Origin of the sequence: Mesorhizobium sp. M7D.F.Ca.US.004.01.2.1 (assembly GCF_003997785.1) — a bacterium.
Taxonomy (GTDB): Bacteria; Pseudomonadota; Alphaproteobacteria; order Rhizobiales; family Rhizobiaceae; genus Mesorhizobium; species Mesorhizobium loti.
Window position 1 is genome coordinate 1 of the sequence record NZ_RZRQ01000212.1, and the last position, 10,627, is coordinate 10,627.

The window sequence follows — 10,627 nt, forward strand, 5'->3', positions numbered from 1 at the left end:
TTCCCTACCTGCGCGGCGTGCTCGGCTTCCTCGGCATGACCGATGTCGACGTCATCCGCATCGAAGGCGTCGGCATGGGCCCTGACGCGGTGACCGCAGCGCTCGCCAAGGCGACCGCCAAGGTCGATGCCGTGGTGGCAGCCAGCCGCGATGTTGCAGCAGCCGCATAAGGCGCCAAAGTTCATCCGCATCGAAAGGCAGGCGTTCGCGCCTGCCTTTTTTCGTTCTAGCCGATCAGATGTCTTAAAAGGCCCGCCGAAGCGACCCCGATCAGCACGGTCGGCAGCATGGAAAGCCGTGTGGCAGCAACAAAAGTGATGGCCAGAGCCAGAAGATCGGCCGGATTCCGCGACACGAAGGCCGGCGCGATCACCGAGATCAGCACGCAGCCGGGCGCCGCCTCCATCACCGCCGCGGCGCGGGCGCTGAGCGTGCGGTTGCGCAACACGACGTAGCCGCCGATCCGGGTCAGATAGGTAACGCCGGCCATCAGAACGATGGTGAGAAGGGTCGCAGCATTGATCATGCATCACCTGCCATCAGCCAGGCCGCGATGAGCCCCGATACAGCCCCTGCGGCGACATACCAGGCGCCCGGGACGAAGAGATAAAACAGCGCCGCGACGACGAGGCTGACCAGCCACGGCCGCGCCGCGGCCATGCTCGTCCACATGCCGCGCATCAGCACCAGGAAGACGGCCGGAAACGCCATGTCGAAACCGAAGGTCTCGACATGGCCGAGCATCGGGCCGAGCACGGCACCCAGCGTGGTGAACCCCACCCAGGTGAGATACATCGCCAGTGCCGCGCCCATATAATAACGCGGACTGAAGGCCGGCGGGATGCCTGCCGCTGCACGCTGCCTGGCATCGGCAAGCCCGAGCGCCCAGCTTTCGTCGCATAGGAAGAACAGCGCCGGAAACACCTTGCGCCTTGGCAGATCGCGCAGGAACGGCGCCAGTGCCGCTCCCATCAGCAAATGACGGCTGTTGACCAGGAAAGTGATGGCGACGATGAGCACGATGTGCGGCGGCGACGTCCACAACTGGATCGCCGCGAATTCCGAGCCGCCGGCGAAGTTCAGCCCTGTCATCATGGACAGTTCGACCGTGCTCAGCCCTTTCTGTGTGGCCTGGGCGCCGAGCACCAGCGCATAGGGGATGGTGCCGAACAGCACCGGCGCGCAGGACGTCACGCCACGGCGGAACTCGGATCCCAAGCCATCGCCCGCCGCCTCGACTGCCTGTGAAATGCTCATGGCTATCCATCGGCTAGCCTGGCGGCCGCCGCCTCTGGTTGCGTTTGGAATCTCGTGAATGTCGGCGGCAAACATACCGGCACCGGCTCAAAATTTGGTTGCGAAGATTGTTGTATTTCACCAAATTTTGGCATTGAGTGTCACAGATTGCCAAATAGATGGAATCCAAAGCCATGAAGCTGGATGAGATCGACAAGCGGATCCTGCGGGCACTGCAGCGCGACGGGCGCATGGCCAACAATGATCTGGCCAGTGAAGTCGGGCTGTCGCCCTCGCCTTGCCTGCGGCGCGTGAAGCTGCTGGAGGAGGCCGGAGTCATCGACCGCTACGTCGCCGTGCTTAACCCCGCCAGCATCGGCAAGGGCCTGACCTTCTTCACCCGCATCTGGCTGAAGACGCAGGATGAGGACACAATCGAACATTTCGCCACCGAAGTGGCCAAGCTGCCGCAGGTGATGGAGTGTTACCTGATGCTCGGTGATTGCGACGCCATGGTGCGCGTGGTGGCGGCCGGCATCGACGACTACCGCCGCTTCCAGTCGGAGCATCTGAGCCGCATCAAGGGCGTGCAGAACGTCAAGACCGACGTTCCCAGCCAGACGATCAAATACACGTCGGAACTGCCGATCTAACGCATGTCGCCCAAAAGTGCGAAGCGGTTTTGGGATAACGACATGCGTCCAAAAAGACCATGCCACCGAAAACGGCGCCATTCCGGACTGGATAAAAAATGCAACCGGATTGTAGGGTCGGCCTCGGCGCCAGCGTCCTTCGGACGCAAGCAGCGCGCAGCGCTGCCCTCTGGCATGGGAGATTTGAATGAGCATTTCCTATCGTTGGGTCATCGTCGCCGCTGGCGCGCTGATGTCCTGTGTCGCCATCGGCACGATGTTTTCGCTGGCGATCTTCCTCGAGCCGATGGCGATCGACACCAACTGGTCGCGCACCGGCATTTCCAGCGCCATGACGCTGAATTTCCTGGTGATGGGCCTTGGCGGATTCGCCTGGGGCGCGATATCGGACCGTTTTGGCGCCCGCATCGTCGTGACGATCGGTGCTGTGCTGCTCGGGCTGGCACTGGTTCTGGCCAGCCGCGCCGGTTCGCTCTTGAGCTTCCAGATCACCTATGGCGTGCTGGTCGGCCTCGCGGCAAGCGCCTTCTTCGCGCCGATGATCGCGCTGACCACAGGCTGGTTCGACACCAACCGCAGCCTAGCCGTCTCGCTGGTCTCGGCCGGCATGGGGGTGGCGCCGATGACGATCTCGCCCTTCGCCCGCTGGCTGATCTCGGCCTATGACTGGCGCACCGCCATGTTCGACATCGGCATCACCGCCTGGGTGCTGCTGTTGCCGGCCGTGCTGCTGGCCCGCCAGCCGCCAAAGCCCGCAACGGCGGATGTGGCCTCGGCGCCGGCCCCCGAAGGTGCTGGCCTGACGGTAGGCCAGGCACTGCGCTCGCCCCAATTCATCGTACTCGGCCTCACCTTCTTTGCCTGCTGCGCCGCGCATTCCGGGCCGATCTTCCATATGGTCAGCTATGCCATGCTGTGCGGTGTCGCCCCCATGGCGGCCGTCTCGATCTACAGCGTCGAGGGTCTCGCAGGCCTCGGCGGTCGGCTTTTCTACGGCGTGCTGGCCGACAGGCTTGGCGTCAAGCCGGTGCTGATCGCGGGCCTGGCGATCCAGGCGATCGTCATTGCCGCCTATCTCTCGATCAGCCGGCTCGAGCAGTTCTACATGCTGGCCGTCATCTTCGGCGCCACCTATGGCGGCGTCATGCCGCTCTACGCGGTGCTGGCGCGCGAATATTTCGGCCAGCGTATCCTCGGCACCGTGTTCGGCGCCGCCACCATGCTGTCCAGCCTCGGCATGGCGCTGGGACCGCTGGCCGGCGGCATGGTGTTTGATGCCTACGCCAACTACCACTGGCTGTTCATCGGTTCGGCCATCATAGGCCTTGGCGCGGTCGGCATCGCGATCGCCTTCCCGCCACTGCCGCGACGGGAGTTGCAGCCGGCATAGGGGCAAACAGGGGTTGTGATTGAAAGAGCGAAGGTCGGTTGATCCAAAGCCGACCTACGTCTTCCACGATGCGAACGACGGCGCCTTGCAGAAGCTGCCGGCGCAGCGGGAGCCTTTCGGTCCGCCCATCCAAGGACTGACGAACCCTTTTTACTTCACCGTGATGGCCATACCGCTGAGATCGGCGTTGACTTGCAGGCCTACCTGTTTGCCTGTGAGTTCGAGTTGGGCGCCCTTGTCATTGGTCATGACGATCACCTGAGCCCCTTTGCCGAGAGCGCCGCCGCCGCCCGCTGCCCCGTAGACCCCCGTTACATCCCGGGCGCGTCTGATATGGCGCACTGTCCCGCGGAAATAGGTCTTCGAAACCCCGAAGGCGAGACCGCCCGAGACGGCGCCGACGGAGATGGGGTAGCTGCGACCATGGAAGGTCAGCGTGCCTTCGCCGCCGGAGCCACCGATGAAGAATGCCGCCTTGTAGACGGCGAAGCGAATCGTGCCGCTGTCGGCATGCGCGGCACTGGCAACACTGACGGCCCCGGCGGCTATGGCGGCAACCGCGAGTGAACGAAGTCTGGACGAAATCATCATGATGAGAGCTCCTCAAGTGGCCGCTTGCCCAACGGTTGGGCTCGTCAGCGTGGTACCAAAGTTACAATTGAACAGTCTCGCCCGTCATTGGTTCCAGGCACTCGCCCCGGTCGTACGCCATACCTGATGTCCAACTAGGAAATGGACAGGATCTCAAGTTCGTGTTGCCCCAGCTGGACAAAGTCGCCAACGGTTTTGCCAGTCAGCGCGATGGCAACCGGCGAACCATGCGATATGGAAGCCTGAGAGGGGTTGGCCTCATCCTCACCGACGATGCGAAAGGTCTGCGTGCGGCCATCGTCACGCTTGAAGGTAACCGTGTGCCCGAAGGCGATCACTTCATTGGACGAGGGCACCGACATGAGCTGGGCCGTACGGACGCGCTCGGCATAATAGCGCATATCCCGAACCGGAACCGCTGACTGCCGTCGCCTCTCGTTGACATCTTCCAGCACGTTAGCGGCCTCGAGAGCCTGCTGAGCGCGAGCCAATTCAACCTGCAGCATCTTGAGGCCCACCTCGGTGACGAGGTTGATTCGATCGGAGATAGGGCGAGCCGGCAGGATGGTTTCCGATGCCGCCTCGGCGCTTTCCTCCTTGGCAAATGCTACGCTCAATTGTCGAGACTCTTCTTCATAGACGCCATCCCTTGCCGACGGAATTCTAAAAAAGGTTGTGTCGGACAGGCCTGAGACGATAGCAATTATTCTGCTGTTTGCGGGGACTTTTCATCGTGACAACTCGCCTGCGTCCGCTCGCAACCTTTTGCTTGATCGTCACAGGCTTCTTTGCGGCCCTGGTTGCTACCGCATCGGCCGCCGCACAGCAGAAAACGCCCGAAGTGTGGCCGATGAATTTCATTTTGGTTCGGAACGGTGATTGCACGGTAAGCTGCGTCCAATGGATCTCTGCCGAAGGCATCATCAAACCTGACACAGCCGGACAATTTGAGAAGTTTCTGAGAAAGCTGAAAGGCCAGAAGCTTCCTGTCGTGTTTCAGTCTGGCGGCGGGAACGTGGATGCTGCGCTCGAAATGGGACGCATGATCCGCACCGCCGGCCTCGAAACTGCGATAGGCAGGACGCAGTTGAACGGCTGTCCGATGCTGGTGCCGCGCTGTCCAGAAAAGATGGTCAGGAACGGCTGGTCGGAAGGGGAAGTTCATTCTGGCGGGGCATACTGTTTCTCGGCCTGCCCATGGGCCCTGGCTGGAGGCCAGGTCCGCGCGGCGGCTGCCAATGCCCGGATCGCCGTCCATCAGATAACGAACGGCCGGAAGAAACCCCGAATGCACAACGGCAGAAGAGACCTCGACGAGATTTCGACGGTGCCTGATCCGGCGCTGAAGCAGATGATGTCTGATTATTTCGACGAAATGGGCATCAACAGTGCCGATGTGTTCGCCATGATGGGGCTGGCAACGCCGCAGGGCCTTTATAATGTCTGGGACGCTGAAGCGCTCAAATCAGGCATCATAACGAAAGTCTACTCGGAGTCGGAAGAACCGGGCTACGTCATCGGTGGAACGGATGTTACCGATCCGGCCGCGCCCACGCCGGCGGCTACTCCTGTGCCGGCGGTTACCCCAATGCCGGACGAGCTCATGCATTTACTGCCATAGCGTCCGGCAAGGCGGCCTCTAGAGTGAGCCGGCTTTGACGGCATAGCGGGGCGTATTGCGGAGACCAGGTCTTGTTTTGGCAATTCCCGACAGGCGTGGCAGCATCTTCATGTTGAACGATTGGGCTCATTGCGAGATGCCGAGGATCTTCGCCTCGACCGGTCTTGCTTACCCGAAAATCCGCTCGCCCTGCTCGTCGACCAGTTGCATGCCCTTCTTGATCGAGATGTCGACGGCGTCGTCGAGCCCGGCGAAGCGGTCGGCGCGGATGAATTTGTGTTCCTTCACCACGCCGTCGATCTCCTTGGAGACGATGCCGCAGGTCTGGTACTGGCCATCCGTCTTGTAGGGCGTGGCGCTGATCAGGAAACCCTTGTGCTCGACCTGCTTGGCCGGCGCCATGCTCTTTGGCTCACCCGCCTCGGCTCCGCCGCCACCACCGCCGAAAAGACGCTTCAGAAAAGACATCGGGCTTCCTCCAACAGCATTCATCCCGCACCATGTAGCGTGGCGCGGGATGAATTTCACTATCGGTCCTTGGCCTGGCGGGCAAGGGCTGCGCCCTGCCGTGCCGGAAGAGCTTACTTGTGCGACAGCGCTTCCAGCGCCTCGGCGGCGGCTTCGAGGATGGCGATTGCCTCGGCCTGCTTGTCAGCCGGGGCATCGACGAAGTCGCCGAGAGCCGCGCGCAGCCGGTGGCGGACAGCGCGGAATTCGTCGCGCGCCTCCGAGCGGCCGCCGCGGCGCCCGCCCTCTTCGCGCTCGTCGTTCCAGCCGAACCAGTCGCGCGCCTTGGCCATCTTGCGGCCGAAGCGCTCGAGATGCTCGAGCACGCCATCGATCATCTCGCGGTTGTCGGCGAGATGCGCTTGGCCCGCCTCGGTGATCGAGAACACCTTCTTGTTGCCGTCGGCGGCGGAGGCGGCATAGCCGGCCTCTTCCAGGAAGGTCAGTGTCGGATAGACGACGCCCGGGCTCGGGCTGTAGATGCCGCTGGTGCGCTCTTCCAGCGCCTTGATGATGTCGTAGCCGTGGCGCGGCGCCTCGGCCAGCAGCGACAGCGTGATCAGCTTGAGATCGCCGTCGGCCAGCATGCGGCCAGCGCGGAACATGTCGCCCGGGCCACCGCGTCCACCGCCACGACCACCGTGCCCGAACGGGCCGAAGCCGCCGCCGCGCCCGCCGAATTTGCCGGCCATGTGCATGAACATGCGCTCGCCGAAATGATTGTTCCCAAAATGTTTGTGCATTGATTGCTCCTTGAGTTCTATCTTACGATATATCTTAATTAGGCAAGCCAATCGATGGAGTCAAGATATATCTTACGATGTATCTCGATATGGCGCCAGAGGCTTGCTTTCAGCGAAACGTGCCGCTAGAAGGCCCGCGAGCGCCTCGGCTGCTCCGTAAGCGTCTGACGTCAAGCAACGCATCCAACCCCGGTCTTTCCGGGCAATTTTGCCGGTCACCGGCGAATGGATGCCAATGCGACGGACCGGACACTTCAGGGAAACTCCCAAAATGACTGCAAGACATCAGCGCAGGAAGCTGCCTGCGCGCTATGCCGCTGTTCTCAGCCCGCTGGTGCTATCGCTGTTGATGACCTTCATCGTCTCGTTCATCTCGACGTTGAAAAGCCTTGGCTTCCACCCCGACCTGCCGTCCATCTGGCTGACCGCCTGGGGCCTGTCCTGGCTGGTGGCGTTTCCGACGCTGCTGCTGGTTCTGCCGATAGTACGCCGTATCGTCGGCGCGCTCTGCGAGCCGGCCAGCCGATAAGGCCACGCGAAAAAGGTCCGGAGATGTCCTCCGGACCTTTGCACTTCTGGTCATCAATGACGAATTGCTACCAGCGACCCTTGCGCCGGTTCCAGGCATAGAGCAGGTCGGCGAAACGATCATAGACAAAGCGTGTCAGCGGCAAGGCAACCGGATTGCCGAACAAAGTCGCCAGCCAGCCCTCGCCCGGCGTGACCTTCCACACGGCGATGGCAACGTCGGCGCCGACCAGCAGCCTGCCCGCCGCGTCGGTGGCGTGCAGCCGGCGGCGGATATCCTCAAGCGACGCGCCATGTCCAGCAAGCGCTGCCGGTTCAAAATTGATGTCTCGGAACTCGATCCGCCTAGCCTTGACCGCTTCAATCAGCCGCCGCTTCTGCCTGCTGATACCGGCGTCACAAGCCGGGCAGCGCGTGTTGTACCAGACGGTCAGCATTTATCCGTGGCCATGCCTGTGGTGCAGGTCGGGATAATGCGGATGCCGGTGGCGCATCGGCGCATGCCGGTGCCAGTGCGAATGCGGCTCGCTCACCGGCCCGTCATGCTGGTGCTGGTGGTGCTCGTCATGCACATGGCTGTGCTCGTGTTCCAGTTCCTCGTGGTCGTGCTCATGCTCATGGCGTTCCGACAGATGCAGCCACAGGCCGGCGCCCATCAGCAGCCCGGCAACCGCCAACTTGAGCGTGACGGCGTCACCCAGTATGGCGATTGCCAGCAACGCGCCGATAAAGGGGGCGAGCGAGTAATAGGCCCCTGTCCGTGCCGTGCCTAGATGACGCAACGCCACGATGAACATCACCAGGCTGACCCCGATGCCGAAGAAGCCTACGGCCGCGATGACTGCCACGACCGACGCCGGGGGGAACGAAGCCCCGCCGGCAAGCGCCAGCCCGACATTGACGACACCCGCCACCAGCCCCTTGAGCATGGCGATCACCACCGGGTCGGTGGCCGAGATCCTGCGCGTGAAATTGTTGTCGATCCCCCAGGCCATACAAGCCCCTGCCACCAGCAGGGCGCCACGGTTGAAGGCGATACCCTCGCCTTGCCACGACAGAAGAACGGCGCCCGCCAGAATGGCGAAGGCACCCAGAAGCAGACGCCGGTCGACATTCTCGCGATAGACGAGCCAGGCGATGGCCATCGTCGCCAGCCCTTCCAGATTGAGCAGCAGCGCCGAACTGGACGCCGTGTTGAGGGTCAGGCCGAACATCAGCAGCACCGGCGCGATAACGCCACCCATGCCGATTGCCAGCGCCAGCCAGGGAATATCCCCAGCGGTCAGCTGCGCTTCCCCGGCCGCGGCCTGCCTGCCCCGGAGCAGGCGGTACAGAGCGAGGCCAAGTCCAGCACCGAGATAGAGCAGCCCGGCCAGCATGAAGGGATTGACGCCCTCGAGCAGCAGCTTGCTGAGCGGCGGCGTCGCCCCGAACAAGGCGGCCGAGCCAAGCGCCAGCGGCACGCCAGGCCACAGATGAGAATGCGAATGCGGTTCGGACATGGCTATATCCTAGCGCAAGCTCCCCAGGAATGGCGATGCGCTTTACGCGCTGTTTCGTCACGGCCCTATCCGAGCGAGGTGATGATCTCGCGGTAGGCGAATTCGGGAAAGGCCTTCAGTGTCCGCGTCCTGACATTGCCGCTCGCCGCCAGCATCAGCGAGAAACGCGCCAGCACCGCGTCGTCGGGCGCTTCGACCACCGCCACCATGTCGTATTCGCCCATGGTCAGGTAGAACGCCTTGAACGATCCACCCATATCCCCCAGCTGCTTCCTTGCGGCGTCGAGCCGCTTCGGTGAATCGCGCACGTTTTTGGCGCCCTGCTCCGTCCAGTTCATCAGCACGATGTAGCTTGTCATGGCACACCTCCTCCGGGGCCACGGAGCACGGCGGCTTCGCCGGGGCGGGCATCCGGGTTGTCGCCCAGAAATGCATCCGATACGAAATTATCCTCCCGCGGCGAACGTCCCGCAAGGACTATCGCTCCGGCGCACGATTGCTGGGTGAAGGCGAGCCTCGCGCCAGGCGCCACGAAGACGGCGGCATGGCGACGACGGCAAACAGTCGGCGCCGACCTGGGAAAGCCGGTTTAAAAACCCGCCCGATTGCGGCAATCTCCGTCGTGGCCGTCAGCCTGGGAAATCCCCGGCGGTGTCCGAGACGGGTCCGGCCGCAGGAGAGCTTCATGCGCGAGACCATCGAGCTGCCGCCGGGAAAGATCGAAAGTCCTGCCGCGTGGACCGGCGAGGACATGGCGAAGCATCCGCAGAATTGGCTGGTCGAATTGGACCCGCAGGACGTCGCGGAATTGGAAATGGCGGCAACCGGCTTTCTCGCCCGCTCGCAGGATATCGGCAATTTGACCAAGGCCGATTTCCCATTGCCCAGGCTTGCCGGCCATCTTGCCGCCCTTCGCGAAAAACTCATCGCAGGCATCGGGTTCGAGGTGCTTCGTGGTCTCCCGGTCGAAAAATACTCCGCGCAAATGGCGGCAACGGTCTTCTGCGGGGTCGGCGCGCATCTGGGAAGCGCACGATCCCAGAATGCCCAGGGCCATATACTCGGCCATGTCCGCGACACAGGCGCCGACGCCAGGGATGCCACGACCCGCATCTACCAGACGGCGGAGCGCCAGACGTTTCACACCGACTCCGCCGACGTCGTCGGCCTGCTCTGCCTGCGGGATGCCATGCAAGGCGGCGAGTCCCTGCTGGTCAGCACGGTGACGATCTACAACGAGATGCGCAAAAGACGGCCCGATCTGGTGCGCCTGCTGTTTGATCCGATCGCCACCGACCGGCGCGGCGAGATACCGGAAGGGGAAAAGCCCTACTTCGAAATCCCGGTCCTCAACTGGCATGCAGGATTGCTGACCGGCATCTATCAGCGCCAATACATCGACAGCGCGCAACGCTTTCCCGATGCCATGCGGCTGAGCTCAGCGCATGTCGAAGCGCTGGATCTCTTCGACAGCCTTGCCAATGACCCGAAACTGAACCTGTCGATGCGGCTTCGGCCGGGCGACATGCAGTTTGTCTACAATCATTCGCTGCTGCACGACCGCATGGGTTTTCGCGATTGGCCAGACCCGGACAAGCGTCGCCATATGCTGCGCCTGTGGCTGTCGATTCCCGGCGACCGTCCGCTGCCCGAGTGCTTCAGGCAGCGTTATGGCTCGATAGAGATCGGCGACCGAGGCGGCATCATCGTCAGGGGGACACGGTTGAACGTGCCGTTGTGACCGACAATCCCTTGTGGAAATTGCGGTTAGTGAACAACATGAATTTCCACCGCAAAAAGCCCGTCCGTCGTGCCGCGCCCGGATAACACCACCCCGATGCCCCGATGAAGCGTCT

At 62.6% G+C, this 10,627-nt stretch carries 15 protein-coding genes; 6 read left to right on the forward strand and 9 right to left on the reverse strand.

Annotation, left to right across the window (positions count from 1 at the left end; genetic code table 11):
- A partial coding sequence (locus EN993_RS24085) for an NAD(P)H-dependent oxidoreductase (RefSeq protein WP_206532407.1) occupies window positions 1-170 on the forward strand: 170 nt, incomplete at its 5' end.
- A 56-nt stretch (window positions 171-226) separates the two neighbouring features.
- Here the strand turns inward: EN993_RS24085 and EN993_RS24090 are convergent.
- Both EN993_RS24090 and EN993_RS24095 read right to left on the reverse strand, forming a co-directional pair.
- A complete protein-coding gene (locus EN993_RS24090; protein ID WP_127265008.1) occupies window positions 227-526 on the reverse strand; it encodes an AzlD family protein in 300 nt (99 codons plus the stop codon).
- Window positions 523-1,257, reverse strand: a complete 735-nt coding sequence (locus EN993_RS24095; protein ID WP_127265009.1) for an AzlC family ABC transporter permease — start codon at window positions 1,255-1,257, stop codon at window positions 523-525. The genes EN993_RS24090 and EN993_RS24095 overlap by 4 nt, the downstream gene beginning before the upstream one ends.
- A gap of 173 nt (window positions 1,258-1,430) precedes the next feature.
- Between EN993_RS24095 and EN993_RS24100 the strand changes: the two genes are divergently transcribed.
- Window positions 1,431-1,889, forward strand: coding sequence for an Lrp/AsnC family transcriptional regulator (locus tag EN993_RS24100; protein WP_127265010.1), 459 nt, complete (start codon window positions 1,431-1,433; stop codon window positions 1,887-1,889).
- A gap of 187 nt (window positions 1,890-2,076) precedes the next feature.
- Entirely contained in the window at window positions 2,077-3,279 is a 1,203-nt protein-coding gene (locus tag EN993_RS24105) for an MFS transporter (RefSeq protein WP_127265011.1), read from the forward strand.
- 150 nt (window positions 3,280-3,429) lie between these two features.
- Here EN993_RS24105 and EN993_RS24110 read toward each other — a convergent pair whose 3' ends face one another.
- Together EN993_RS24110 and greA are read right to left on the reverse strand one after the other, a co-directional pair.
- A complete protein-coding gene (locus EN993_RS24110) occupies window positions 3,430-3,870 on the reverse strand; it encodes a hypothetical protein (RefSeq protein WP_109660043.1) in 441 nt (146 codons plus the stop codon).
- Window positions 3,871-4,004: 134 nt separating this feature from the next.
- The gene (gene greA / locus EN993_RS24115; RefSeq protein WP_127265012.1) at window positions 4,005-4,487 is read right to left on the reverse strand and encodes a transcription elongation factor GreA; all 483 of its coding nucleotides are present in this window, start codon (window positions 4,485-4,487) and stop codon (window positions 4,005-4,007) included.
- A 116-nt stretch (window positions 4,488-4,603) separates the two neighbouring features.
- Between greA and EN993_RS24120 the strand changes: the two genes are divergently transcribed.
- Window positions 4,604-5,491, forward strand: a complete 888-nt coding sequence (locus tag EN993_RS24120) for a hypothetical protein (RefSeq protein ID WP_127265013.1) — start codon at window positions 4,604-4,606, stop codon at window positions 5,489-5,491.
- A 168-nt stretch (window positions 5,492-5,659) separates the two neighbouring features.
- On the opposite strand, the gene EN993_RS24125 is transcribed toward EN993_RS24120, so the two are convergent.
- Together EN993_RS24125 and EN993_RS24130 are read right to left on the reverse strand one after the other, a co-directional pair.
- A complete protein-coding gene (locus tag EN993_RS24125; RefSeq protein ID WP_126070064.1) occupies window positions 5,660-5,959 on the reverse strand; it encodes an HlyU family transcriptional regulator in 300 nt (99 codons plus the stop codon).
- 113 nt (window positions 5,960-6,072) lie between these two features.
- The gene (locus EN993_RS24130; RefSeq protein ID WP_109660037.1) at window positions 6,073-6,741 is read right to left on the reverse strand and encodes a PadR family transcriptional regulator; all 669 of its coding nucleotides are present in this window, start codon (window positions 6,739-6,741) and stop codon (window positions 6,073-6,075) included.
- A gap of 271 nt (window positions 6,742-7,012) precedes the next feature.
- On the opposite strand from EN993_RS24130, the gene EN993_RS24135 reads away from it, so the two are divergent.
- A complete protein-coding gene (locus EN993_RS24135) occupies window positions 7,013-7,270 on the forward strand; it encodes a DUF2798 domain-containing protein (RefSeq protein ID WP_127265014.1) in 258 nt (85 codons plus the stop codon).
- A 67-nt stretch (window positions 7,271-7,337) separates the two neighbouring features.
- Here the strand turns inward: EN993_RS24135 and EN993_RS24140 are convergent, their stop codons facing one another.
- The 3 genes from EN993_RS24140 to EN993_RS24150 form a co-directional block, all read right to left on the reverse strand.
- The gene (locus EN993_RS24140; protein ID WP_127265015.1) at window positions 7,338-7,706 is read right to left on the reverse strand and encodes a DCC1-like thiol-disulfide oxidoreductase family protein; all 369 of its coding nucleotides are present in this window, start codon (window positions 7,704-7,706) and stop codon (window positions 7,338-7,340) included.
- Window positions 7,707-8,771 carry a DMT family transporter gene (locus tag EN993_RS24145; RefSeq protein ID WP_127265016.1) on the reverse strand — a complete coding sequence of 355 codons (1,065 nt, stop codon included), beginning with the start codon at window positions 8,769-8,771 and terminating at the stop codon, window positions 7,707-7,709.
- Window positions 8,772-8,836: 65 nt separating this feature from the next.
- Window positions 8,837-9,130, reverse strand: coding sequence for a GYD domain-containing protein (locus tag EN993_RS24150; protein ID WP_109660030.1), 294 nt, complete (start codon window positions 9,128-9,130; stop codon window positions 8,837-8,839).
- Between the two features lie 326 nt (window positions 9,131-9,456).
- On the opposite strand from EN993_RS24150, the gene EN993_RS24155 reads away from it, so the two are divergent.
- A complete protein-coding gene (locus tag EN993_RS24155; RefSeq protein ID WP_126070067.1) occupies window positions 9,457-10,512 on the forward strand; it encodes a TauD/TfdA family dioxygenase in 1,056 nt (351 codons plus the stop codon).
- The last annotated feature ends 115 nt before the right edge of the window (window positions 10,513-10,627 follow it).